The organism is Pseudomonas sp. TH21 (assembly GCF_016651025.1).
GTDB lineage: Bacteria > Pseudomonadota > Gammaproteobacteria > Pseudomonadales > Pseudomonadaceae > Aquipseudomonas > Aquipseudomonas aylmerensis.
Genome location: NZ_JAEKEQ010000001.1, coordinates 5,526,511 through 5,550,638 on the forward strand (window position 1 = coordinate 5,526,511; position 24,128 = coordinate 5,550,638).

The 24,128-nt window shown below is 61.9% G+C and carries 19 protein-coding genes and 1 pseudogene; 7 read left to right on the forward strand and 13 right to left on the reverse strand.

The window, feature by feature from the left end; all coding sequences use genetic code 11:
• Window positions 1–38: 38 nt before the first annotated feature.
• Window positions 39–1,052: a sensor domain-containing diguanylate cyclase gene (locus JFU04_RS24470; protein WP_201145848.1), complete on the forward strand. Its 1,014-nt coding sequence runs from the start codon at window positions 39–41 to the stop codon at window positions 1,050–1,052.
• Window positions 1,053–1,061: 9 nt separating this feature from the next.
• Here the strand turns inward: JFU04_RS24470 and JFU04_RS24475 are convergent, their stop codons facing one another.
• Window positions 1,062–2,090: an amino acid ABC transporter substrate-binding protein gene (locus JFU04_RS24475; RefSeq protein ID WP_201145849.1), complete on the reverse strand. Its 1,029-nt coding sequence runs from the start codon at window positions 2,088–2,090 to the stop codon at window positions 1,062–1,064.
• A gap of 144 nt (window positions 2,091–2,234) precedes the next feature.
• Here JFU04_RS24475 and JFU04_RS24480 point away from each other — a divergent pair, with 144 nt between their 5' ends.
• Both JFU04_RS24480 and JFU04_RS24485 read left to right on the forward strand, forming a co-directional pair.
• Entirely contained in the window at window positions 2,235–3,128 is an 894-nt protein-coding gene (locus JFU04_RS24480) for a LysR substrate-binding domain-containing protein (RefSeq protein ID WP_065908545.1), read from the forward strand.
• An 89-nt stretch (window positions 3,129–3,217) separates the two neighbouring features.
• Entirely contained in the window at window positions 3,218–4,468 is a 1,251-nt protein-coding gene (locus JFU04_RS24485; protein WP_201145850.1) for a 2-aminoadipate transaminase, read from the forward strand.
• Here JFU04_RS24485 and JFU04_RS24490 read toward each other — a convergent pair.
• The gene (locus JFU04_RS24490) at window positions 4,465–6,489 is read right to left on the reverse strand and encodes a c-type cytochrome (RefSeq protein WP_201145851.1); all 2,025 of its coding nucleotides are present in this window, start codon (window positions 6,487–6,489) and stop codon (window positions 4,465–4,467) included. The two genes, JFU04_RS24485 and JFU04_RS24490, sit on opposite strands and share 4 nt — an antisense overlap.
• A 252-nt stretch (window positions 6,490–6,741) precedes the next feature.
• Between JFU04_RS24490 and JFU04_RS24495 the strand changes: the two genes are divergently transcribed.
• Window positions 6,742–7,449, forward strand: a complete 708-nt coding sequence (locus JFU04_RS24495; protein WP_065908539.1) for a hypothetical protein — start codon at window positions 6,742–6,744, stop codon at window positions 7,447–7,449.
• 171 nt (window positions 7,450–7,620) lie between these two features.
• Here JFU04_RS24495 and ptaA read toward each other — a convergent pair whose 3' ends face one another.
• The 6 genes from ptaA to cyoA all read right to left on the reverse strand — a co-directional run bounded on the left by ptaA (window position 7,621) and on the right by cyoA (window position 13,689).
• Entirely contained in the window at window positions 7,621–8,709 is a 1,089-nt protein-coding gene (gene ptaA / locus JFU04_RS24500) for a pyoverdine biosynthesis transaminase PtaA (RefSeq protein ID WP_201145852.1), read from the reverse strand.
• Window positions 8,710–8,855: 146 nt separating this feature from the next.
• Window positions 8,856–9,743, reverse strand: coding sequence for a heme o synthase (gene cyoE, locus JFU04_RS24505; protein ID WP_003194050.1), 888 nt, complete (start codon window positions 9,741–9,743; stop codon window positions 8,856–8,858).
• A gap of 11 nt (window positions 9,744–9,754) precedes the next feature.
• Window positions 9,755–10,096: a cytochrome o ubiquinol oxidase subunit IV gene (cyoD, locus tag JFU04_RS24510; protein WP_010206434.1), complete on the reverse strand. Its 342-nt coding sequence runs from the start codon at window positions 10,094–10,096 to the stop codon at window positions 9,755–9,757.
• A complete protein-coding gene (locus JFU04_RS24515; RefSeq protein ID WP_010206435.1) occupies window positions 10,096–10,722 on the reverse strand; it encodes a cytochrome o ubiquinol oxidase subunit III in 627 nt (208 codons plus the stop codon). The genes cyoD and JFU04_RS24515 overlap by 1 nt, the downstream gene beginning before the upstream one ends.
• A 3-nt stretch (window positions 10,723–10,725) precedes the next feature.
• A complete protein-coding gene (gene cyoB, locus JFU04_RS24520) occupies window positions 10,726–12,744 on the reverse strand; it encodes a cytochrome o ubiquinol oxidase subunit I (protein ID WP_065908533.1) in 2,019 nt (672 codons plus the stop codon).
• Window positions 12,745–12,747: 3 nt separating this feature from the next.
• Window positions 12,748–13,689, reverse strand: a complete 942-nt coding sequence (cyoA, locus tag JFU04_RS24525) for a ubiquinol oxidase subunit II (RefSeq protein ID WP_053132079.1) — start codon at window positions 13,687–13,689, stop codon at window positions 12,748–12,750.
• A 27-nt stretch (window positions 13,690–13,716) separates the two neighbouring features.
• On the opposite strand from cyoA, the pseudogene JFU04_RS30480 reads away from it, so the two are divergent.
• Window positions 13,717–14,007, forward strand: a pseudogene (locus tag JFU04_RS30480) (hypothetical protein).
• A gap of 472 nt (window positions 14,008–14,479) precedes the next feature.
• On the opposite strand, the gene JFU04_RS24530 reads toward JFU04_RS30480, so the two are convergent.
• Together JFU04_RS24530 and hmpA are read right to left on the reverse strand one after the other, a co-directional pair.
• On the reverse strand, window positions 14,480–14,986 hold the full coding sequence (locus JFU04_RS24530; RefSeq protein WP_065908531.1) for a disulfide bond formation protein B: 507 nt from the start codon (window positions 14,984–14,986) through the stop codon (window positions 14,480–14,482).
• Between the two features lie 213 nt (window positions 14,987–15,199).
• Window positions 15,200–16,381, reverse strand: a complete 1,182-nt coding sequence (gene hmpA, locus JFU04_RS24535; protein ID WP_120449864.1) for an NO-inducible flavohemoprotein — start codon at window positions 16,379–16,381, stop codon at window positions 15,200–15,202.
• Between the two features lie 147 nt (window positions 16,382–16,528).
• On the opposite strand from hmpA, the gene norR reads away from it, so the two are divergent.
• Window positions 16,529–18,073 carry a nitric oxide reductase transcriptional regulator NorR gene (norR, locus tag JFU04_RS24540; protein ID WP_201145853.1) on the forward strand — a complete coding sequence of 515 codons (1,545 nt, stop codon included), beginning with the start codon at window positions 16,529–16,531 and terminating at the stop codon, window positions 18,071–18,073.
• Between the two features lie 37 nt (window positions 18,074–18,110).
• On the opposite strand, the gene JFU04_RS24545 is transcribed toward norR, so the two are convergent.
• Complete coding sequence (locus JFU04_RS24545; RefSeq protein ID WP_106802657.1) at window positions 18,111–19,013, reverse strand: DMT family transporter; 903 nt, start codon at window positions 19,011–19,013, stop codon at window positions 18,111–18,113.
• Between the two features lie 138 nt (window positions 19,014–19,151).
• Here JFU04_RS24545 and JFU04_RS24550 point away from each other — a divergent pair, with 138 nt between their 5' ends.
• Window positions 19,152–20,027, forward strand: coding sequence for a helix-turn-helix domain-containing protein (locus JFU04_RS24550; protein ID WP_201145854.1), 876 nt, complete (start codon window positions 19,152–19,154; stop codon window positions 20,025–20,027).
• On the opposite strand, the gene JFU04_RS24555 is transcribed toward JFU04_RS24550, so the two are convergent.
• The gene (locus tag JFU04_RS24555) at window positions 20,024–22,525 is read right to left on the reverse strand and encodes a LuxR C-terminal-related transcriptional regulator (protein WP_201145855.1); all 2,502 of its coding nucleotides are present in this window, start codon (window positions 22,523–22,525) and stop codon (window positions 20,024–20,026) included. The two genes, JFU04_RS24550 and JFU04_RS24555, sit on opposite strands and share 4 nt — an antisense overlap.
• Before the next feature lie 222 nt (window positions 22,526–22,747).
• A complete protein-coding gene (locus tag JFU04_RS24560; protein WP_065908516.1) occupies window positions 22,748–24,115 on the reverse strand; it encodes a DUF1329 domain-containing protein in 1,368 nt (455 codons plus the stop codon).
• Between the last annotated feature and the right edge of the window lie 13 nt (window positions 24,116–24,128).

The following is a 24,128-nucleotide window of genomic DNA, read 5'->3' on the forward strand; positions in this document are numbered from 1 at the left end:
GGCAGGCCTTGGATGCCAGCCCACGCAAGGATCGCGCAATGAACGATACTCCCGGCAACAGCCCACCGGGCACTGATTTCTCTCACTTCAACGCCGACATGCTGCACACCGTTCTGGAGTTGGTCAGCGACGGCATCTGGGATTGGAACGCCAATACCGGATTCGTGTACCGCAACCCGGGTTGGTATGAAATGCTTGGCTACCCTCGGCACGCCCTGGAAAACAGCGTGTTCACCTGGGAAAACGTGATCCACCCGGACGACTACCCCCAGGTGATGACGCTGTTTGATGACTACATCCAGCGTCGTGCCCCCTACTACCAGGCCGAATACCGCTGCCGCAAAAAAGATGGCAGCTACCTGTGGATCGAAGACCGTGGCTACGTGATTGCCCGCAACGCTGACGGTTCGGTGGCGCGGATGGTGGGCGCCCACCGTGATATCCATTCACGCAAAAGCTCCGTCGAGCAACTGGAACAGCGCAATCAATCCCTTGAAGTGCTGGTGGCCGAGCGCACGCGCGAGCTGTCACGGGTCAACCAGCAACTGCAATTGCAGCTGGATGAAAATCGCTCCCTCGCCGAACGCGACACCCTGACGCTGGTCGCCAACCGCTATCGCATGGAAAAAGCCTTGCTGGAAGAATGCGAACGCGCCCAACGCTTTCGCTTGCCGCTGGCATTGATCGCGATGGATATCGATGACTTCAAGCCGATCAACGATCAGTACGGCCACAGCGCAGGTGACGAGACGCTGGTGCGGGTGGTCGAGCGTTTGAAAGGCTGTATACGCGCCGATGACCTGCTGGCTCGATGGGGCGGCGATGAGTTTATGGTACTGCTGCCCAACACGTCGCTGGAGACGGCCAAGGCAATCGCCGAAAGCATCTGCGAGGCGTTGAGGGATAACCCGGTGAGCGACGACTTCCACGTCACCCTCAGCGTGGGCGTGGCGGCGAGCCAATCGGGTGATACCCCCGCCGCCTTGATGGCACGTGCCGACCAGGCGTTGTATCGCGCCAAGGCGGCGGGGAAAGGTGGGGTCGCCGACTGAGCCCCGGCGTTATCGCACCGGCGGCGCGTACTGGATACCGCCGTTGTTCCACAGCGCATTGAGCCCGCGCTTGATCTTCAACACGCTGCCCTGGCCGATATTGCGCTCGAACACTTCGCCGTAGTTGCCCACCTGCTTGACGATCTGCACGACCCAGTCCTTGCGCAGCTTGAGGTCCTTGCCGTACTCACCGTCGGCGCCCAGCAGCCGCGCGACATCCGGGTTCTTGCTGGTCTTGGCCTGTTCCTCGACGTTCTGCGAGGTGATGCCCATTTCCTCGGCATTGAGCATCGCGAACAGCGTCCACTTGACGATGCTGAACCACTCGTCATCGCCCTTGCGCACCAGTGGCCCCAGCGGTTCCTTGGAGATCACCTCCGGCAGCACCACGAACTCATCCGGGTGAGCCATTTTGATCCGCTGTGCATACAGTCCCGACTGGTCGGTGGTCAGCACATCACAACGCCCGGCCTCCAGGCCCTTGGCGCTCTCGTCGGCGGTGTCGAAGGTGATGGGCGTGTACTTCATGCCGTGGGTGCGGAAATAGTCGGAGACATTCAGTTCAGTGGTGGTGCCGGCCTGGATGCACACGGTCGCGCCGTCCAGTTGACTGGCACCGGTCACTCCCAGTTTGTTGTTCACCAGAAAGCCGATGCCGTCGTAGTAGGTGATGCCCGTGAACACCAGGCCCATCGCCGAATCACGCGAGCTGGTCCAGGTGGTGTTGCGCGAGATCAGGTCGATTTCGCCGGACTGCAACGCGGTGAAGCGCTCCTTGGCGGTCAATTGGGTGAACTTCACTTTCGACGCATCGCCGAACACTGCCGCCGCCACGGCGTGGCACACGTCGACATCGAGGCCGGTCATCTTGCCCTTGCTGTCGGGCACGCCAAAACCGGGCAAGCCGTCGCTGACGCCGCATTGGATAAAGCCTTTTTTCTGGATCGCATCCAGGGTCGCCCCGGCGTGCGCCGTGCCGGCGAGGCCGAATACGGCGGTGGCGCCCAGTGCGGTCAACGTGGTTTTGAATCGGTTCATGCAAGGCGCTCCCTGTCATTCCTTATTATTCGGCGCTGCACAGCCCGCGCCGGTTTATAGTGCTGCCGGGCAGTATCCACGGCTTTACGGCGCTGCCACAAACGACCTTTAGGCAAAGGCTCCTTCCGATTTGGAATGAACTGCATGATTTCAAAACGCTTGACCCCTTCGATGACGGCATTGCAATGCTTCGAAGCCGCCGCCCGCCACCTGAGTTTCACCCGCGCCGCCGAAGAGCTGCACCTGACCCAGAGTGCGGTCAGCAAGCAGGTGGCGCAGTTGGAAGAGATGCTCTGCCACAACCTGTTCGAGCGGGTTCGCCAGCGCCTGTACTTGTCGCCGGCCGGGTCGTTGTACCTGGCCGAGGTGCACAAGATCCTCACCCAGGTGGACATCTCCAGCCGCTACATCCTCACCTACGGCGGTGAAACCGAGGTGCTACGCATCGCCACCCAGCCGACCTTCGGCGATCGCTGGCTGGTGCCCAAGCTCAAGGACTTCGCGGCGAAACACCCGAATATCCACCTGGACGTGCGCAACGAGCTGGAGCCCTTCGACGTGCTGCAGGCCAAGGCCGATATCGCATTTTTCTTCGGCCAGGGCTCATGGCCGGGCGCGACCTGCATCGAGCTGTTTCGTGAAGCCGTGGTGCCGGTCTGTGCGCCGGGGTTTGTTGCCGAGGGCAGCGACGCGTCGTCGCGCCACACCTTGCTGCAATGCACCTCGCGCCCGGAGGCCTGGCACGAATGGTTCCTAGAACAAGGCCTGCACTCGCAGAACAGTTACCACGGGCCGCGTTTCGACACGTTCTACATGTGCATTCGCGCGGCGCAGTCAGGCTATGGCGTGGCGCTGGTGCCGCATTACCTGGTGGCCGAAGAACTTGCTCAAGGCAGCCTGACGATCCCGTGGGACTACGCCATGCCCAGCAGCGGCGCGCACTTTATCGCGCATGCCGAACACGCCGGCGAGATCCCCAAAGTCAAAGCCTTCCTGAACTGGATGGTCGACTACGTGAGTGCACATCGCGACTTTTAATAATGACCCGGCGACTTTATTTCGTTTGCGGCCAGGGTGGGCGCACGGCTTAGATAAAAACACGTCCGCCATTGCCGAGTCCGAGATTCATGAGCCGCGAAACCATCAGCCAGTCGATTTCCATCGTCCACCCGATCAGCCTCAGCCACGGTAAAAACGCCGAAGTCTGGGACACTGCGGGCAAACGCTATATCGATTTTGTCGGCGGCATCGGCGTGCTCAACCTTGGCCATTGCCACCCGGGGGTCGTGGACGCGATTCGCGAACAGGCGACGAAACTGACCCACTACGCCTTCAACGCTGCGCCTCACGCGCCCTATATCGAGCTGATGGATCGCCTGACCGCGTTCATCCCGGTGGACTATCCGGTCAGCGGCATGCTCACCAACAGCGGCGCCGAAGCGGCGGAAAATGCCCTGAAGATCGTGCGCGGGGCCACCGGCCGCACGGCGGTGATCGCGTTCGACGGGGCCTTTCATGGCCGCACCCTGGCCACCTTGAACCTCAATGGCAAGGTCGCGCCCTACAAGCAAAAGGTCGGCGTCCTGCCCGGCCCGGTCTATCACCTGCCCTACCCCAGCGCCGACAACGGCGTGACCTGTGCCGAAGCGCTGAAGGCCATGGACCGCCTGTTCAGCGTGGAAATCGACGTCGACGACGTCGCCTGTTTCATCCTCGAACCGGTGCAGGGCGAAGGCGGTTTCCTGGCCCTCGACATTGAATTCGCCCAGGCGCTGCGGCGTTTCTGTGATGAAAAAAACATCCTGCTGATCGCCGATGAAATCCAGTCGGGCTTCGGGCGTACCGGCCAGCGCTTCGCCTTCTCGCGCCTGGGCATCGAACCGGATTTGATCCTGCTCGGCAAAAGCATCGCCGGCGGTGTACCGCTGGGGGCGGTGGTCGGGCGCAAGGCGCTGATGGACAACCTGCCCAAAGGCGGTCTCGGCGGCACCTATTCCGGCAACCCGATTGCCTGCGCGGCGGCATTGGCCACCCTGGACGCGATGACCGATGAGCATTTGCAGGCCTGGGGTTCGCAGCAGCAAACAGCGATTGTCAGCCGCTATGAAGCCTGGCGTGCACAGCGCCTGTCGCCCTACCTCGGCCGCCTGACCGGCGTCGGCGCCATGCGCGGCATGGAACTGGCCCACGCCGACGGCACGCCCGCGCCGAAACAACTCGCCCAGTTGCTGAGCCTGGCCCGCGAGGCCGGCCTGCTGCTGATGCCCAGCGGCAAGTCACGGCACATCATCCGTTTGCTCGCACCGCTGACCATTGAGCCAGCGGTGCTCGAGGAAGGCCTGGACATCCTCGAGGCCTGCCTCAAGCAACTGGACTAGTACCGCGCATCCACCGGCTTGCCGCCGTTCGGCCAATCCTTGACCTTGTCCGGGAAGTCCGGACGCGGTTGCCCGGCAAAATACGCCGCCACGTCCACCGCGTCCTGGTCGGACAAACCGCCCTGCCCCAACGGGAATTTCTCGTGGAAGCCAATCGGCATGTTGCGTTTGACGAACGCCGCCGCGGTGTAGGTGCGCGCCATTCCCGCGCCGATGTTGAACGACTGCTCGCCCCACAGCGGCGGGTAGATCAGCTCGCCATCGGCCCGCGCCAACCCCTGGCCGTTGTCGCCATGGCAGACCGCGCATTGCTTGGCATAGACCGCCTTGCCATTGGCCAGGTCGGGCTTGATCGCCGGGTCGACCTTGCCCACGCCACGCCCGGCGACTTTGTCTTCAGGCCGTGTGTTGTTTTTCATCCAGTCAAAGTAGGCGACCATCGCCTGCATATCGGCTGACTGCGGCGGCAACGGCTTGCCGTTCATGGAGCGCCGGAAGCAGCCGTTGATGCGTTCCTCCAGGGTCACCACCTTGCCCGCACGCGGTGCGTAGCTGGGGAAAAACGCCGACACACCGACAAAGGGCGAGCCGTCTGCCACAGTGCCGGCGTTGAGATGGCAACTGGTGCAATTGAGCGAGTTGCCGACGTTGTCAGGCAGCAGCGCCTTGGTTTGCAAGTGCAGGCGCATGCCGCGCATGACTTGATCGGCGTTGGGGGCGGCCAGCAGATCGGCCAGGCGCGGGGTTTCGAAGGCGGACGAATCGGTGGTGGCCGGGTTGAGCTGGGCGCGCAGCTTTTTCACTTGGGCGGCGTCGATCGGGGTGCCCTGGTTGCCCCAGCGCGTGCGCACGAAACTGAGGATCTCGGCGATTTCCGGGTCCGCCAGCCGGGCGAAACCGGGCATGGTGTAGACCCGTGGGTGAGTCGCCGTTTGCGCGGTTTCCCAGCCGGTCAGAGTGATGTGCAGCAGCGACGTCGGGTTGCTCGCGGCGATGCTCGGGTTGCCGGCCAGGGGCGGGAACAGGCCTTTCACGCCGGCGCCGTCACTGCGGTGGCAATCGCTGCAGAACTGCATATAGCCCAGGCCGCCGCGGCTGGTGAACAGGTCGGCAGGCGGCGCGGCGGGTGCCTGGGCCACGGACGGCATCGGCAGGTCGTCTTTGCCCGGCGGCAGGGATTTGAGGTAGCTGGCGATGGCAGTCAGGTCATCGTCACTGAAATGCTGGGTGCTGTGGTGAATCACATCGGCCATATTGCCGGAGACGGTGGCAAAGCGGTTCTGCCCGGTCTTGAGCAATTGCACGGTGTCGTCCACGGTCCACAGGTTGCGCAGGCTCAGCGCGCGCCAATGCTCGACAGTTTCGCCGGCGAGGTAATGCTGGCCGCTGCGGCCGGCATCGCTCAGGGCCTTTTCCTGGAAGGCAATGCCGCGCGGCGTGTGGCACGAACCGCAGTGGCCGAGGCCCTGGACCAGATAGGCGCCACGGTTGAGCACCTCGTCGCGGCCCGGGTCTGGCTGGAACGGCTGCTTGTCGAGAAAGGCGAAGTTCCACAGCGCCAGGCCCCAGCGCTGGTTGAAGGGGAAGCCCATGTCGGCGTCGCGGTTGACCTGGGGCACGGGCTCCACCCCCTGCATCAGGTAGGCGTACAAGGCGCGCATATCCGCCTCGCTCATCTTCGCGTAGGACGGATACGGCATCGCCGGGTACAGATTCATACCCGCAGGCGTGACGCCTTCGCGCATGACCCGGTCGAATTGTTCGAAGGTGTAGTGACCGATACCGGTCTCGCGGTCCGGGGTGATATTGCTCGAAAAGATCGTGCCCATCGGCGTGCTCAGTTCGAGGCCGCCGGCCATGACCTTGCCATCTTTGGCGGTATGGCAGGCGATGCAGTCGCCCAGTTGTGCAACGTATTGGCCGTGTTCGATCAGTGCGGGGTCGAGGGTGTTGGCGTGCAGGGGAAGGGACAGACAGAACATCACCCCCACAAGGCCAAGACGTGACAGGGGAAGCGTCATCGCAATATTCCTTTAAAAACCTGGCCTGGAGCGGTCTCCTCGGCGCAGGTCTGCAATTATTTTTATACGTCATCAGGCAGATAACCCGGGGCGGGTTCGGCCCCCGTGTTGTTGTAGCGAATTTCCCCGGGGCGCCTGTTGATATGGATCAGCACAACCGTGGGGCAGAGTGCCGCCTTGACCTGATCCCCCTCCCCGCTGAAAATGCCCGACGCTTTTTTGTCCCCCGTTTACTGAAGTAGTGAAATTTCAATGTCCGATTCCTACACCACCGAAGAATCCGTAGTCGCCTTGCAATCCAAAGCGGAATACGAAAACGCCATCAATCTTTCACAGCATGTGCCGGCGGCCAAGATCATCAGCGAGATGGTGCTGGACGCGTTTCACACCTCCAAGGAAAGCGACCAGATCCGCGAGCTGCGCGTCGCCATCCGCCAGGCCCACGATGCCTTCGACGACGACAAGGCCTATGACCTGATGGGCCAGCTCAAGCAACTCAAGGACGCCGAGGCCGCTGACAGCGCCGCCCTGGAAGACCTGAGCAGCAAATTCTCGATCAGCCGCATCCTGTCCAGCTTCAAGGACGACCCCGAGTTCCAGGAGCTGGTCTACGGGCTGGCGCTGAAAGTGCTGAACCAGAGCCACCAGGCGATCAGCAACCCAAGCGCCGGCAAGAGCAAGGCATCGCGGCCCAAGAAAGAAGCCGAAGTGTTTGTGATCAGCAAGGACGGCATCAGCGTCACCCTGCCCCTGCGCACCCCGCGCTCGAAGCTCAATGTCGACCGCGAGGCGTTCGAGTTCCTGGGCTTCAGCTTTGTCGGCGAAGGCGATGAGGCGGAGCTTGAGGTCGAGAGCTTTGTGGATAACGCCGGGGCTGAACAGCCGTTGAGCCGCAAGAGCGTGATCACTGCGCTGCAACAGCAGACCGCGTTCGATGGGTACAGCATCGCGCAGCAGTAACGCATTATCCGCAACACTGCGGGGCTAGAAATGTGGGAGCGGGCTTGCTCGCGAAGGCGGTGGATCAGCGAGAAAGGTTCTGGCTGACACACCGTATTCGCGAGCAAGCCCGCTCCCACATTTGATTTGTGTCGCTCAAATAGCAGCGCGCACATGTTGAACAATGCAGGCTCAACTGCCCCGTTCAACCTGCGCAAACACCTCGCGAAACCGCGCCATCTCCCGCTTGTTCCCCACCGTCACCCGCACCCACTGCGGCCAATTCTTCCACACCCTTCCGATCATCACGCCGTGCGCCGCCAGCGTCTCGATGACCTGCTCCGCTGGTTGCTTCACGTCGATCATGAAGCAGTTGCTCTGCGACGCGGTGCAGGTAAAGCCACGGGCCTTGAGCCAGTTGACGGTCTCGTCGCGCAGTTGCGTGTTGAGCGCCTTGCGCTGGGGCAGCAGCTTGATGTCTTCGAGGCTCGCCAGCCCGCCGAGCAAGGTGGTGCCCGCCGGGACGTTGTCGCCGCCAAACACCGCCAACCGTTCCAGCAGCGCCGGATGGCCGATCGCCAGGCCCAGGCGGGCGCCGGCCAGGCCGTAGATTTTCGAGAAGGTGCGCAGCACCAGCAGGTCGTCGTGGTCCTTGACCCAATTGACAACGCTGGGCACGTCGGCAAAGTCGATGTAGGCCTCGTCCACCACCAGCACGCTGCCGGAGGGTTTGTTCGCCAGCGCCAGGCGGATGGCATCAAGCGGGGTGATGGTGCCGGTAGGGTTGTTGGGGTTGCACAGGTAGAGCATGCCGGCCTGGGGATCGGCGGCGAGCATGGCGGGGATATCGTGGGCGTGGTCGGCGCCAAGGTTCACTTCATGCACCGGCGCCTTGTTCGACTCGGCGGCCTGGCGCGGCACTTCGTAGGACGGCGTAGCCATCACCAGGCCACGAGAGGCGCTGGTGAACGCCAACACGGCGTAGCGCAGGGCGGCCATGGAGCCCGAAAACACCGCCACCTGCTCTGCGGCGAGGCCCTGCTGCTGGGCAAACAATGCGGCGAGCGCGTACATGTGCGGGTAGGGATAGCGCCCGGAGGTGGCGATACCACGCGCCATGGCTTCGCGCGCCGCCTGTGAGGGGCCGTAGGGGCTTTCGTTGTAGTTGAGCAGCACCGCGTCAGTCGGTTTCGACGGGGCCGCCACCGCCCACTCCAGGCGCCCCAGCCAGGGTAACGCAGCGCCAAAGGCAAGAAGGGACCGACGACTAACGCTGACCATGGTAACTACTCCTTGTAGACCGGGGATGGATTCGCACAGCTCGTACAGAGAGGTATGACGAGATAATTCTGGACGAATTTAAACCGGCGCCCAAGAAAAAGCCCCGCGCTTCTCTCGAAGGCGGGGCTTTTTCAACGCTGCGACACTCAGTGAGCGTAGGTCAGCAACAGCTCTTTCGGCACTTGGAAATCCAGGGACATCATCACGCTGAGCGCGGTGATGGTGAAGATCGAGAACACGAACAGCTTGCGCGCCCAGACGGTGTCATCCACCGCCTTGTAGCCGGTCCAGGCCATGTACAACCAGTACATGCCCATGGCGGCAGCGACGGCGAGGTAGCTCATGCCGGCGTAGCCACTGAAGGTCAACATCAAGGTCGCCACGAGGAAGGCCAGGATGTACAGCAGGATGTGTTTCTTGGCCACCTGGATGCCACGCTTGACCGGCAGGACCGGAATCGACGCAGCCAGGTAGTCATTGAAGCGAAAGATCGCGATGGCGTAGGAATGCGGCATCTGCCACAGGCTGAACATCACCAGTAGCGTCAGCGCGGCCATGTCGAAGCTATTGGTCACAGCTACATAACCAATCACCGGCGGCATCGCCCCCGACAGACTGCCCACCAGCGTGCCGTGAACCGACTTGCGCTTGAGGTACAGGCTGTAGAGGCCGACGTAGATGACAAAGCCGATCACGGCAAACAGCGCCGCCAACGGGTTAGCCACCTTGTACAACAGTGCCACACCGGCAACACCCAGGACGGTCGCGTAGATCAGTGCCAGCTTCAGGGAGATAAGGCCCTGGACCAGCACGCGATTCTTGGTGCGCTCCATCTTGATATCGATGTCACGGTCGATGCAGTTGTTGAAGACACAACCGGAAGCTACCACCAGGGACGTACCGATCATTGCAGCCAGGAAGATGGCCAGATCGACATGTCCCTTGGAGGCCAGGAAGAAGCCGCCCGCCACAGAAAGCACGTTACCGAAAATGATCCCCGGTTTGGTGATTTGGATAAAGTGCTTAAGCGACATCGGGTCTTACCTCACTTCGCCATCATGAACGTATGGATGCTGAACATGATCCATATCGACAGACCAACCAGCAGCAGGATTACCAGGCCTGCGAACACGAACGCGATCACGTTATCGCGCTGCTCTTTGGAACGATCCAGGTGCAGGAAGTACACCAGGTGAACCAGAACCTGAATCACCGCGAACGCCAATACGATCATCAAGGTGATCGACTTCGGCAGAGTCGGGTACATCACCAGACCAAACGGGATGAGCGTCAGGATTACCGACAGGATGAAGCCGATAGCGTAAGACTTTACGCTGCCGTGGCTCGCATCATGGCTGTCATGGTCATGGGAGTGTGCATTAGCCATTACAGAGTCCCCATCAGGTAAACAACGGTGAAGACGCAGATCCAGACCACGTCCAGGAAGTGCCAGAACAGGCTCAGGCAGCTCAGGCGAGTCTTGTTGGTGTTGGTCAGGCCGTGCTTATTGACCTGATACATCATCACCGCCATCCACAGCAGGCCGGCAGTTACGTGCAGACCGTGGGTGCCGACCAGCGTGAAGAACGCCGACAGGAAACCGGAACGGTGCGGACCGTAGCCTTCGGAGATCAGCAGGTGGAACTCGTTGATCTCCATGCCGATGAAGCCCAGGCCGAACAGGAAGGTCAGTGCCAACCAGCTCAGTACGCCCTTCTTGTTGCCCTTGTAGAAGGCCAACATGGCGAAGCCGTAGGTGATCGAACTGAACAACAGCAAGGCGGTTTCGCCGAGCACGTAAGGCAGTTCGAAGATGTCGTGGCCCGACGGGCCACCCGCTACGTTGTTTACCAGTACCGCGTACACCGCGAAGATCGACGCAAACAAGATGCAGTCGGTCATCAGGTAGAGCCAGAAACCGAAAACGGTCATCGGCCCCGAGTCGTGGTGATGGTCATCGTGCCCATGGTCATCGACATGGGCGTGTCCAGCATTGGTCACTAAGTTCGACATGATTTAAGCCTGTTCCAACGAAGTTTCTACACGGTTGGCCGGGATTTTCTTCTCGGCTACCAGGCGAGCGTGCTGCTCGGCTTCGATGCGTTCGATCGTTTCGACCGGCACCATGTAGCCTTGATCATCACGGGCAGCGTGGATGATGAAGTAACCGATAGTGCCTACCAGGCTCACGATTGCCAGCCACCAGATGTGCCAGATCATCGCGAAACCGAACACGGTCAGCAGGCCGCCCATCACCACGCCAGTGGCGGTGTTGTTTGGCATGTGGATCGGCTCGTAGTGCTTCGGTTGCTGGTACGCAGTACCGTCTTCCTTGGCTTCGGTGAACGCATCAATGGTGTTCGCAGTAGGGATCACGGCGAAGTTGTAGAACGGTGGTGGCGACGAAGTCGACCATTCCAGGGTGTGGCCATTCCATGGGTCGCCGGATTCGCAAGCGTTCTGCTTACGGTCACGGATACTCACGTACAGCTGGATCAGCTGGCAGGCGATACCGACAGCAATCATCACCGCACCGAACATGGCGACGTACAGGTACGGCACCCACTCAGGGTTGGTAGTGGCGTTCAGACGACGGGTCATGCCCATGAAGCCCAGTGCATAGAGCGGCATGAACGCGACGAAGAAGCCCGAGATCCAGAACCAGAATGCAGCCTTGCCCCAACCTTCGTGCAGCTTGAAGCCGAACGCTTTCGGGAAGTAGAAGCTGAAACCAGCGATGTAGCCGAATACCGCACCACCGATGATCACGTTGTGGAAGTGAGCGATCACGAACAAGCTGTTGTGCAGCACGAAGTCAGCACCCGGGATGGCCAGCAGTACGCCGGTCATGCCGCCGATGGCGAAGGTCACCATGAAGCCCAGGGTCCACAGGACCTGGCTGGTGATACGCAGACGGCCGTGATAGATGGTGAACAGCCAGTTGAATAGCTTCACCCCCGTCGGGATCGAAATCAGCATCGTCGCCAGGCCGAAGAAGGCGTTGACGCTGGCCCCCGAACCCATGGTGAAGAAGTGGTGCAGCCACACCATGAAGCCCAGTACCGAGATCGCGCCGGAGGCGTAGACCATCGAGTGGTGACCGAACAGGCGCTTGCCGGTAAAGGTCGAGATCACTTCAGAGAAGATACCGAACGCTGGCAGGATCAGGATGTACACCTCAGGGTGACCCCATGCCCAGAACAGGTTCACGTACATCATTGGATTGCCACCAAGTTCGTTGGTGAAAATGTGGAAATCCAGGTAACGGTCAAGCGACAGCAGCGCCATGGTAGCGGCCAGGATCGGGAACGAAGCCACGATCAGGACGTTGGCCCAGGTGCAGGTCCAGGTGAAGATCGGCATGTCCATCAGTTTCATGCCAGGAGCGCGCATCTTCAGGACGGTGGCCAGGAAGTTGACCCCCGTCAATGTCGTCCCGAGCCCTGATAACTGTAGCGCCCAGATGTAGTAGTCCACACCCACGCCAGGGCTGTACTGGATGCCCGACAATGGCGGATACGCAACCCAACCGGTCTTGGCGAATTCGCCGACGCCCAGGGACACGTTGATCAGCACCACGCCGGAAACCAGCAGCCAGAAGCTCAGGGAGTTCAGGAACGGGTAGGCAACGTCACGGGCACCAATCTGCAGCGGCAAGGCAAGGTTCATCAGGCCGGTGAAGAATGGCATCGCCATGAAGATGATCATGATCACACCGTGGGCGGTGAAGATCTGGTCATAGTGTTCAGGTGGCAGGTAGCCAGGCGAACCCTCGGTGGCCATGGCCAACTGGGTACGCATCATGATGGCGTCGGCAAAACCACGCAGCAGCATGACCATGGCAACGATGACGTACATGACGCCGATTTTCTTGTGGTCGACCGAAGTCAGCCACTCGGTCCACAGGTAGGTCCACTTCTTGAAATAAGTGATTGCTGCAAACAGTGCCAGACCACCCAGCGCGATCATGGCGATAGTCACCATTACGATCGGCTCGTGGAACGGGACCGCATCCCAACTTAATTTACCAAACATCGTTTACTCCTCTGCCCCAGCAGTTGAATGCGAGCCCGTGTCAGAACCTTCAACCGCGGCCACTTCTTTCTTCTCGTGCTTGACCGGCTTGCCTGGCTTCATACCTTCGTACTTGTCGACGATTTTCTGAAACAGGTTCGGCTCATACGTGGAGTACAGGGCGACTGGGTTGTTCTGGCTCGGTTTGGTCAGGGCATCGTATTCAGCTTGATCAAGCTGTTTAGGTGCGGCCTTGACTTCGGCTACCCAGGCGTTGAAATCTTCCTGGCTCGTCGAGATCGCTTTGAATTTCATGCCGGTGAAGCCAGCGCCGCTGTAGTTCGCGGAGATGCCTTCCATTTCAGCTTTTTCGTTGGCGATCAGGTGCAGTCGGGTCTGCATGCCTGCCATCGCGTAGATCTGACCGCCCAGGGCAGGGATGAAGAACGAGTTCATCACGGCGTCGGAGGTGATCCGGAAGTTAAGCGGGGTGTTCTCCGGGAAACGGATCTGGTTAACCGTGGCGATACCCAGGTCCGGGTAGATGAACAGCCACTTCCAGTCCAGCGCGACCACTTCGATGTTGATCGGCTTGACGTCGGACTCCAGCGGACGGTACGGGTCCAGCTCGTGGGTCGACTTATAGGTGATGTAACCCAGGGCGATGATGATGAGGATCGGAACCAGCCACACCGCGATTTCAATCTTGGTGGAGTGCGACCACTTCGGCGCGTAGGTCGCGCTGGTGTTCGACGCGCGGTATTTCCAGGCGAAGGCGAACGTCATGATGATCACAGGCACCACGACCAACAGCATCAGCAGGGTCGCGGTGATGATCAGGTTGCGTTGATCCAGACCGATCTGTCCTTTTGGGTCCATCAAGGTCCACTTGCAGCCTCCCAGCATTAACATCATGCCAAGCAGCGGCAAAAAGCCTAGTAATCGGGGGTACCTGTTTTTACTCATCTCACGACCTCTAAAGCAGCTTGCGCAATGCAGTTGGGTTTTGATCGCCAACACTTCACCCTGCCAAGGGTTGGCATTTCTCTTCGATTGAATAAGAGCCTGCCCATCACGTCATAACTCTACGTTTCACGGACCTGCGGTGAGTTCTTATTCGATTTCGTGGTTAAAGGCCTTGTTACAGACCAATTCCATTTGGTGCGGATAGTTGAAAGGCTGCCGGAACCTGGGGTCGCACAGAGCCATCCATCTGCCCCTCGACCGCTCCAATGCTCAAATATTGAACAGCACCGGACATTCAGTGCGGGCGATTGTAGTTAGCTAGCGATGTATAAACCATGTCTTATAAAGAAATAATTTTTATCGATTACAGCAATAATCCTTCACCATTATTGCAACGGTTCGCGATCTTATCGCGTTCGATTCTCAACAAAAACCACAAAAATTGCCGTGTTATTCGTCAGTGAGTCGCATCCCCTACAGGTCGTAAGGGCAAGGCAAACCGATGCAAGCCCCCATAAAACAAGGCATTCAGACATCACCGCGAGCCTCGAACAACCGAAGCTTGCGAGGCCGCTGCAAACGACGAACTGACAGCACAAATTGACCGCTCGGTGCAAATTTAAGCGGCCGATCGGCGGGTCAGAAACGTCCTGCGACAGCGTCCGTGTGACAACATGTCGCACACTGCGCGCACCTAAACTTGCCCCTCGTCACAGCCCTTTCACAAATCCCTACATACGAAAACGCCCCGGCCTTCCTTCAAGAAGGACCGGGGCGTTTGTGTAACGGTTCAGCCCTGGCGCTGACGATTCCGATAGATGCCCAGGGGCACCAGGATCACGGTCAGCACGAACGCTACCAGCGCCCATTGCGCCAGGGACAGGCCGAGGATCGGCGGGTACGGGGTGCTGCAGAAGCCGTCCACCTGGAAGCCCAGGGGGAACACCTTGGCCAGCGGCAGGTCGTCGACGATCGGTTGCAGCACGTCGATGCCGCAGCTGACCTGTGGAAAGAACTGGGTGTACACGTGATGGCCGGCAGCCGCGACGCCGCCGAGGGCGCTGAGGATCACCAGGCCTTCAAACAACGTGATCGCCCCCTTGGTGCGCATGGCCGCGCCGATGAACGCGAAGATCGCGATCAACAGCAGCGCATAGCGTTGCAGGATGCACAGCGGGCACGGCGCCTCGCCCAGCACCACCTGCATGTACAGCGCACCGCCGATCAGCGCCAGGCAGATGATGCCCAGCAACACCAGAAAGCGCCGCTCCCTGCCTAAACGCAATTCGTCACTCATCCCCGTTTCCCTTTGTTTGGTTGTGCCAATGGCCGCAAGTTTACACACAGAGAGTGGTTTAAACAGAGGGGGGTTAACGGGGGATTAATCGGGATAAATGTTGTGCGTGCAGGGACCCCATCGCGGGCAAGCCCGGCTCCCACAGGAGATCGCAATTCCCTGTGGGAGCCGGGCTTGCCCGCGAAGGTGCCGACTCGGTGCAGCGTCCTACCTTTATTCCAGCGCCGCCGCCGGCCCGAAGAACTCATAGCGCGCCTGCTTCTCAGGCACACCCAGGGCCTTCAAGTGGCGCTTGATGGCCGCCATGAAGCCCTTGGGGCCGAGGAAGTAGGCGTCGAGGTCGCGCTGCTCGGGCAGCCACGCAGCCAATTGTTCCTGGCTCAGCAGGCCGACTTTATCCGCCGCCGGGCTGACGCCGTCGTCCTCGGCGTAGCAGTAAAAGCGCTGGAGCTGCGGGTGCTGGGCAGCCAGGCCGTCGACCCAGTCGCGGAACGCATGCACCGAGCCGTTGCGCGCGCAGTGGATAAAATGCACCGGGCGCCGGGTGGCCAGGGCGGCTTCGAGCATCGGCAAGGTCGGCGTGATGCCGACACCGCCGCTGATCAGCACCAGCGGTTTGTCGCCGGCCGCCAGGGTGAACTCACCCGACGGCGGGAACAGGTCGAGGGTCGCACCGACCTGCAGTTGATCGTGCAGGTAGTTGGAGACCCGGCCACCGGCCTCGCGCTTGACGCTGATGCGGTACTGGCCGGCATCGCTCAGGGCCGACAAGGAGTAGTTGCGGCGCACTTCTTCACCGTCCAGCAGCAGCTTCATGCCAATGTACTGGCCTGGCGCAGCCTTGAGGATCGGGCCGTTATCCACAGGGGCAAAATAGAACGAGATGATCTCGGCGCTCTCCTCCACGCGCTTGACCAGCGTGAACGGCCGCGCGCCGCGCCAGCCACCCGGGGCCTGGGCTTTTTCCTCGTAGATCGCCGCCTCGGCGCCGATCAGGATGTCCGCCAGCTGGCCGTAGGCCGCGCCCCAGGCACTCATCACCTCGGGGGTGGCGATCTCGCTGCCGAGCACCTCGCTGATCGCCCGCAGCAAGCAAGCGCCGACAATCGGGTAGTGTTCCGGCAGGATCTGCAACGCCACGTGCTTGTTGATGATCTTCGCCACCAGGTCGCCCAGCTGGTCCAGCTGGTCGATATGCCGCGCGTACATCAACACGCCGTTGGCCAGCGCCCGAGGCTGGTCGCCGCTGGCCTGGTGGGCCTGGTTGAACAGCGGACGGACCTCGGGGTACTCGGACAGCATCATGCGGTAGAAATGGGTGATCAGCGCTTCACCGCCGCTTTCCAGCAGAGGCACGGTGGATTTGACGATGGCACGGTCTTGGGCACTAAGCATGGGAGCCTCCTGGGCTTCTTTACTGATTACCCTTCTCTACTCAGTATTCATGCCAACTTATTAATCGTTATTTTTCAATCACTTAAAGAATTTGTAGTCAGTTTGACCTCCTACGCCTTATAGTCATAAGGACTACAAGGAGTCATTATGACTGCGCAATCACTGCTCACCACCCTGCTCCCCCTGGTCGCCGACCTGTCTCGCGAGCTGCCCGAAGGCGAGCGTTACCGCCGCCTGTTGCAAGCCATGCGCGCACTGCTGCCCTGCGATGCCGCTGCGTTGCTGCGCCTGGATGGCGACTGGCTGGTGCCGCTGGCGGTCGACGGCTTGAGCGCCGACACCCTCGGTCGGCGCTTCAAGGTCAGCGAGCATCCGCGCTTCGCCGTGCTGCTGGGCAGCCCCGGTCCGACGCGGTTTGACAGTGACAGCGAGCTGCCCGACCCCTATGACGGCCTGGTCGATGGCCTGCACGGGCACCTGCAAGTGCATGACTGCATGGGCTGCCCGCTGTTTGTCGACGACCAGCCGTGGGGCCTGCTGACACTGGATGCGCTCGACACCGAACGCTTCGAACGCGTGGAGCTGGACGCCCTGCAGGCCTTTGCCAGCCTCGCCGCCGCCACCGTCAACGTGGCCGAACGCATCGAACGCCTGGCCTTGCGCGCCGAAGACGCACACCAGCGCGCCGAGATCTATCGCCAGGCCAGCGGCCAGCAGCACAAGGAGATGATCGGCCAGAGCAAGACCCACAAGCGCCTGGTCGAAGAAATCAAGCTGGTCGGCGGCAGCGACCTGACCGTGCTGATCACCGGCGAAACCGGGGTGGGCAAGGAATTAGTGGCCCAGGCGATCCACGCCGCTTCATCGCGTGCAGACAAACCGCTGATCAGCCTCAACTGCGCGGCCCTGCCGGAAACCCTGGTCGAAAGCGAACTGTTCGGGCACGTGCGCGGGGCCTTTACCGGCGCGCTGAACGAGCGGCGCGGCAAGTTTGAACTGGCGAACGGCGGCACGTTGTTCCTCGATGAAGTCGGCGAGCTGTCGCTGACGGTACAAGCCAAGCTGCTGCGCGTGCTGCAAAGCGGGCAGTTGCAGCGCCTGGGCTCGGACAAGGAGCATCAGGTGGATGTGCGCCTGATCGCCGCCACCAACCGCGACCTGGCTGACGAAGTGCGCAACGGCCGCTACCGCGCCGACTTCTATCACCGCCTGAGTGTGTACCCGCTGCAAGTGCCGGCACTGCGCGAACGCGGACGCGATGTACTGTTGTTGGCCGGTTTTTTCCTCGAACAGAACCGTTCACGCATGGGCCTGGGCAGCCTGCGCCTGACCAGCGATGCCCAGGCGGCGCTGCTGGCCTATAACTGGCCGGGCAATGTGCGCGAGCTGGAACATTTGATCGGACGCAGCGCACTCAAAGCCCTGGGTAACTGTCACGAGCGCCCGAAGATTCTCAGCCTCAGCGCCCACGACCTCGATTTGCCGGACGTCAGCGCAGCGGTGATCGAAGCACCGGCGCCGGTGCCTGCCGCCCTCACGAGCGACCTGCGCCAGGCGACCGAGCACTATCAGCGTGAACTGATCACTGCCTGCCTGGAACGCCACCAGCACAATTGGGCCAGCGCCGCCCGCGAACTCGGCCTCGACCGCGCCAACCTCGGCCGCCTGGCCAAGCGCCTCAACCTCAAATAACACTGCACTCCCACGGTAGGCGCTGGCTTGCCGGCGCCTACACCTGCGCTGGCTTCAGAACCGGACTCACAGGCTTGGGCTTACGAAACACCAACACATTCCCCAACATCACCAGCACCAACCCCGCCAGTGCCGGCGCCGTCCATTGGTAGCCCTCGGCAAATGCCGACACATTCAACGCCACCACGGGAAACAGCACCGTGCAATACGCCGCACGCTCCGGGCCCATGCGTCCCACGAGTGTCAGGTAGGCGGTAAAGCCAATCACCGACCCCGGAATCACCAGGTACCACAGCGCGCCGATGTACCGCGCACTCCAGTCCATGTCGAAGGGAATCCCGCGCACCGCACAGTAAGTCGCCAGCATCGTCGCCCCGTACGCCATGCCCCAGGCATTGGTGGTCAGCGGCTTGAGCCCGGCTTTCTGCTGCAGGCTCGACAACATATTGCCGGCCGAGAAACACAGGGTCCCCAGCAACGCCAGGCCCAACCCCAGCAAGGTCTGCGGGCTGGCGGTGTGGCCCACCAGCTCCGGCCAGAACAACAGACCCAAGCCCAGCAAGCCGAGGCCGCCGCCCATCAATACATTGCGCGCCACCCGCTGACCGAAAAACACTCGGGCATTCAGCGCGTTCCACAATGTCGCCGTGGAAAACACCACCGCCACCAGCCCGCTGGGGATCCACTGGCTGGCCGTAAGAAAGCACATGAAGTTGACGCAAAACAGGCACAGTCCCTGGGCCAGGCAGATCAGATGCCCGCGCCGGTTCATCACCTGCAACTTGCGGCTGAGCAGCAACAACGCAAACAACAACAGCGCGGCCAAACCGAAGCGGTAGACGATCGACACGGGAATCGCCACCACGCCCAGCTGCCACTTGAGGGCGATCCAGGTGGTGCCCCAGATCAGCACGGTGAGTAAATACAGGAAAAGGTTCATAGCGGGCTCCATCGGTTGAGCCACAGTGTCGCCTTCAACCGGTGTCGCGCTCTTGCAGATTCTTGCGCTTTTGTCGGGCGGTGGGATCACAGCGCCAGCCTCCCGGAGTAGGATGCAAGGCATCCAAGAGTACTCACCATGCCTGACCTGGAATCCCTGCAAGTCTTTCAAGCCCTTAACCGCTCGCCCAACGCACGCCTGGAAGCCTGCGCCGAGCTCGGTGACGGCTTGTCCGCGGCCTTGTGGAGCAACCACCACGACGCCCAGGATTACCAGGCGCCCAGCCATCACACCTTGTCGTGCTACATCGGCGGCGGCACCGGTACATTCCGGCGCGATCAACCGGGCACCAAGGGCGGGCCCGACAAGCTCTGCATCCTGCCCGCCGAACACCAGTCGGCATGGGTGATCAACGGCGAGATCCGCCTGGCCCATGTGTATTTCAGCCCGGAGCAGTTTGCCTTGGGCTGCGTCACCCTGCTCGACCGCGAGCCGCGCACCTTGCAACTGCGCGAAAGCACCTTCCTGGAAGACGCCAGCCAGGCCCGGCGCTTTCACCAGTTGATCGCGCTCAACTGGCACGAGCCCGCCGAGCGCCTGCTGACCAGCAGCCTGGCGCGTGAAATGCTCAGCCACACGCTGCTCAGCCAGGTCGGCGCGCGCGACGGATTGCGTTTGAAAGGCGGCTTGGCGGCGTACCAGCGGCGGCGGCTGGTGGAGTACATCGACCAGCACCTCGAAGACCCGATCAGCCTGGGACAACTGGCTGGAATGTGCGCGCTGTCCGAATACCACTTCGCGCGGATGTTCCGCCAGAGCTTCGGCCTGCCGCCACATCAATACCTGCTGGCGCGGCGCCTGACCCGTGCACAGGCCTTGCTGCGCAGCGGCGCCCTGCCCTTGGGCGAGATTGCCTTGATGTGCGGTTTTTCCAGCGCCAGCCACTTCACCCATCGCTTTCGCCAGGCCATGGGCGCCACGCCGGGTGAATACCGCCTGGCGTTCTGCGCCTAAACCATCAAGCCCAACGTTTTTGCCTTGGCCACTGCCTGAGTGCGCCGCTCCACGCCGAGCTTGCTGTGGATACGCCGCGCGTGGGTCTTGACCGTGTGCAGCGAGATAAACAGCCGGTCGGCAATTTCCAGGTTGGAGTTGCCCAGGGCAATTAACTGCAGCACTTCCAGCTCCCGTTGGCTCAGCGGATTTTCCAGCGCGCCCGGCGTGGAGGCCTGCGGCTCCATACCCAGTTCGCTGAGCAGCCCCGGCGAGCGCAAACGCAGCTCGCGAATCGCCTGCTGCACCTGGCAACGCGCGGCCAGTTCCAACCCGGTCTGCAGTGAGCGGCGCGCCAGGACCGGATCACCGACCTGCCACGCGACCTCGCCCAGCACCAGGTGCAGTTCGGTTTCCAGGCAAAGCATGCCGCGCCGGTGCGTAGTGTCCAGCAGGGCCGTCAGCCGCGCCACCGGCTGGTCGCAGCACCCCAGCTTCACCTCCGCCAGCACCAGCAGGTATTCAAGACGCGGGATCAGTTCGAGGGTGGCCGGCGGCGCCTGTTTGGCCTGCGGCCCTCGGAAATGACGGAGCACGCGGCGCACCGCTTCGACGGTCAATTCCGCACGGCCCTGCTGCAACCAGAAATGCCCGCTGACCAACAACAGCACCGCGCGGTACACCGTGTCCGGCACCAGGCGCCGCTGCATCAGCCGCTCGGCCTCGCGCAGCTGGAAAAATGCCTGGGCGTAATCGCCGCGGTTGGCGGCCAACAGCGCCAGGCCGAGAAAACCGTAGAGCACGCGTTTGTCGTGACTGTGCAGGCACATTGTCAGGCCGGTTTCAAAGCACTCGGCGGCCAGCGTGTCTTGCCCTTGGCGCAGCGCCAGGTGCCCGCGTCGCAGGGCGATACGCCCCACCAGGGGCCCAGCCGTGAGCCGCTGCTGGAGTAACATCGCCTGCACATTCTCCAGCAGGCTTTGCGCGCGATAGGGCGCGCCGCGCTGTTCGAGCAATTGCGCGTGATCCAGTTCGAGCAGCGCCTCCAGCAATAACGAACCGTGGGCGCGTGCCAGGCACAAGGCTTCGCGGCTCAGCGCCTGGGCCACGTCCAACTCACCGCGCAGCAGCGCTTGCTGGGTCAGGCCCGACAGGCACATCAGCCGCGAGGTCCAAGCGCTGTCGGGCAAGGCTTGCAGGGCTTCGAGAAAATGCACGCGCGAGCGTTCGGCATCGCCGCCCAAATGCAGCAGCCAGCCCCACTGCGCCTGCCAGCGCGCGAGCAGATAGCGCTGCTGCGCCGCCGTCGGTTGCGGGGCGAAGCGGGCCAATTGGTCGATGCACTGCGCAGCCTGGTCGAAGCGCCCGGCGAACAGCAACGCCGCCGTGACCAGGCCCACCAGCTGCGCCGAGCCCAGCATCAATTCTTCGCCATGCTGTTCATGCAGGCGCAGCAACAACGCAGCGTTCTGCTGGCGGAACAGGTCCTCGAAGCTGAAGTGCTGCAACAGGCTGACGGCGACTTCATATTCTTCGGCCAGCAGCGCCTGTTCGAAGGCGGCCTGCCAGTCCTGCTCGGCGGTGAACCACTGGCAGGCGCGCCGATGCCAGGAGCGCTTCGCCGCCCAGGGTTCGGCGCGCAGCAGTTGCGCCAGCGGCGGGAAAACCTGCAGCCAATCGGTGTCCTCCCACGGCTGGATGAAGGCACCGAGGGCCTGCAGATCCCGCAGGTACTGAACCCCATCGCCAAAGCCGAACAGGTGTTCGCACAGCCCCGCATTGAAGCGCGGCAAATGGGCCAGCACCCGCCAGGCTTCGGCGAGTTCCGGCGGCAGGGTGCTGAAGAGTTCGTGTTGCAGGTAGTCGAGCAAGGTCTTGTCGGGGTGGCCATCGCCAAGCAAGGCGATACGCACCCCGGCGCACCAACCGGCGCTGAACTGCAGCACGCTGTCGACCGACTGCCCGGACGCCTGGCAGAGCAGTTGCTGGATTTCCGCCGCACTGAACGCCAGCTCACCGCCACACTCCAGCAACTCATCGTCGAGCAGCAGGCGCGGCCAGTTGCACACTGGGCGACGTCGCGCGCCCAGCCACCAGGTCAGCGCGGGGCTGCTGGCCGTGAGCAGGCGGTCGAGCAAGGCGTCGGTGTCGGGTGTGGGCAGGCGGCAGAAATCATCGAGGAACAACCACGCAGGGGATTGCCAGCGGCTGAGGTCCAGCAGCAACGTGGCTTCATCGCTGAACGCCAGGCCGAGGTTTTGTGCCAGGCGCTGGCACAACTCGAATGGGCTGAGGGCCGCGCCATTGAGCGGCAGCCAATACACCTGACACCCCGGTGGTGCCTGCAATGCGCACTCGCCGAGCAGCGCGCTCTTGCCGCTGCCGCCCGGCGCGCAAAGCAATCTGACCCGGGCCTGCGCCGCCAGCAAAGGCTCGGCCAGGCGGGGGCGGAGCAGATGGTGGGCGGACAGCCGAGGCATGAATCCAGGACGGTCCAGGCAGCGTGTCATGGCGGTCATAGCTGCATCCTGCGTTTTTATTGTTGTGCAACCTGGCGCCTACCCTAGTCCTGTGGCCGGCGGTTGTTGAAGAAGTATTCAGCAGGGTGATTGGCAAGCATAAAAAAGCGCCGAAAACCTGCAGGAGCCGGTGTGCCGGCGATTGCGGCAGATCAGCCACCCCATCGGCAGCTGACAGACCGCTATCGCCGGCAAGCCGGCTCCTGCAGATGAAGGTGTCGGTCAGCGCACGCCTGAGGCGCGCAACGCCGCTGGCGTGTAATCCGCCGCCTTGGCATCGAAGCCGAACACGAAGCTGCTCTTCTCCTCGTTCTTCATGCCCAGGGCGATGTAGCGCCCGGCAATGATGTCGTACAGGGTTTCGACGGTGTAGGCCGGGGTCTGGTGGTTGTAGTAGAACTGCGCATGGCCTTCGGCGACACGCCATAGCTGGCCGCGACCGTCGTAGTGATCGACCAGCGCCACCTGCCAGCTGTCTTCATCGATGTACATGTGGCGCTTGGCGTAGATGTGTCGCTCGCTCGGCTTGACGGTGCCGACCACTTCCCACACGCGGTGCAGCTCATAGCGGGTCAGGTCCTGGTTGATGTGCCCGGCCTTGATGATGTCGTCGTACTTGAGTGACGGCGAATCGAGCTTGTAGCTGTTGTAGGGGATGTACATCTCCTTCTTGCCCACCAGTTTCCAGTCGTAGCGGTCGGGCGCGCCGGAGAACATGTCGAAGTTGTCGGAGGTGCGCAAACCGTCGGCGGCAGTGCCCGGCCCGTCGTAGGCCACTTGCGGCGCGCGGCGCACTCGGCGCTGGCCGGCGTTGTAGATCCAGGCCAGGCGCGGCTCCTTCACCTGGTCGAGGGTTTCATGCACCAGCAGCACGTTACCCGCCAGGCGCGCCGGCGCCGTGACCGACTGCTTGAAGAAGGTCAGCACGTTGGCGCCCTTGGCCGGGTCCATGTCCGGGATCAGTTGCGGCACCGCCACTTCTTCCTCGAAGCGGATCGGCGTGTAGCTGCCGTTGGTCTGCGGGGTGGCCTGGGTGATGATGCGGCGCAGGTTGCCGCCGTGGTAGCGAGTGATGTGGTTCCACAGCACCTCCACGCCATTCTTGGGGATCGGGAACGCGTAGTAGCGGTTGCCGGTAAAACCTTCCAGGCCGTTGCCGTCGTTGATCGCATGCACGTTCAACGCGCTGCGCTTGATCGACTCGTAGATCTCCGGCGGCAGGTTGACCGTGCGGTGGCTCGGGTACACCGGGATCTTGTAGGTGTCGGGGTAGCGCTTGAACATCGCGACCTGGCCGTCGGAGAGCTTGTCCTTGTACTTGTCGACGGTGGCGGCGGTGATCACGAACAGCGGTTTTTCACTGGCAAACGGGTCGGCGAGAAAGCCCTTGCTGTCCACCGCGCCGGCGTTTTTCGGGATGCCGCCGGTCCAGGCCGGAATCGAGCCATCGGCATTCCCGGCCTTTTCGGCACCGACCGGGGTCAGGGTGGTACCGAGCTTCGCCGCTTCTTCCGGCGACACCGCCGCCATCACGTTGGCGGCCAGCAGGCTGAGGGCCAACACGCCGCATTGCAGAATCATCTTGCGCATAAAAGCATCCTTT

Coding starts and splice junctions, on each gene's coding strand:
- cyoA (WP_053132079.1), bottom strand. CDS start 13,689: ATGAGTAAAAACAGGTACCCCCGATTACTAGGCTTTTTGCCGCTGCTT.
- cyoE (WP_003194050.1), bottom strand. CDS start 9,743: ATGTCGCTTAAGCACTTTATCCAAATCACCAAACCGGGGATCATTTTC.
- ptaA (WP_201145852.1), bottom strand. CDS start 8,709: ATGGTCAGCGTTAGTCGTCGGTCCCTTCTTGCCTTTGGCGCTGCGTTA.
- JFU04_RS24555 (WP_201145855.1), bottom strand. CDS start 22,525: ATGACCGCCATGACACGCTGCCTGGACCGTCCTGGATTCATGCCTCGG.
- cyoD (WP_010206434.1), bottom strand. CDS start 10,096: ATGGCTAATGCACACTCCCATGACCATGACAGCCATGATGCGAGCCAC.
- JFU04_RS24480 (WP_065908545.1), top strand. CDS start 2,235: ATGATTTCAAAACGCTTGACCCCTTCGATGACGGCATTGCAATGCTTC.
- JFU04_RS24530 (WP_065908531.1), bottom strand. CDS start 14,986: ATGAGTGACGAATTGCGTTTAGGCAGGGAGCGGCGCTTTCTGGTGTTG.
- JFU04_RS24490 (WP_201145851.1), bottom strand. CDS start 6,489: ATGACGCTTCCCCTGTCACGTCTTGGCCTTGTGGGGGTGATGTTCTGT.
- JFU04_RS24495 (WP_065908539.1), top strand. CDS start 6,742: ATGTCCGATTCCTACACCACCGAAGAATCCGTAGTCGCCTTGCAATCC.
- JFU04_RS24550 (WP_201145854.1), top strand. CDS start 19,152: ATGCCTGACCTGGAATCCCTGCAAGTCTTTCAAGCCCTTAACCGCTCG.
- norR (WP_201145853.1), top strand. CDS start 16,529: ATGACTGCGCAATCACTGCTCACCACCCTGCTCCCCCTGGTCGCCGAC.
- JFU04_RS24560 (WP_065908516.1), bottom strand. CDS start 24,115: ATGCGCAAGATGATTCTGCAATGCGGCGTGTTGGCCCTCAGCCTGCTG.
- JFU04_RS24470 (WP_201145848.1), top strand. CDS start 39: ATGAACGATACTCCCGGCAACAGCCCACCGGGCACTGATTTCTCTCAC.
- cyoB (WP_065908533.1), bottom strand. CDS start 12,744: ATGTTTGGTAAATTAAGTTGGGATGCGGTCCCGTTCCACGAGCCGATC.
- JFU04_RS24545 (WP_106802657.1), bottom strand. CDS start 19,013: ATGAACCTTTTCCTGTATTTACTCACCGTGCTGATCTGGGGCACCACC.
- JFU04_RS24475 (WP_201145849.1), bottom strand. CDS start 2,090: ATGAACCGATTCAAAACCACGTTGACCGCACTGGGCGCCACCGCCGTA.
- JFU04_RS24485 (WP_201145850.1), top strand. CDS start 3,218: ATGAGCCGCGAAACCATCAGCCAGTCGATTTCCATCGTCCACCCGATC.
- hmpA (WP_120449864.1), bottom strand. CDS start 16,381: ATGCTTAGTGCCCAAGACCGTGCCATCGTCAAATCCACCGTGCCTCTG.
- JFU04_RS24515 (WP_010206435.1), bottom strand. CDS start 10,722: ATGTCGAACTTAGTGACCAATGCTGGACACGCCCATGTCGATGACCAT.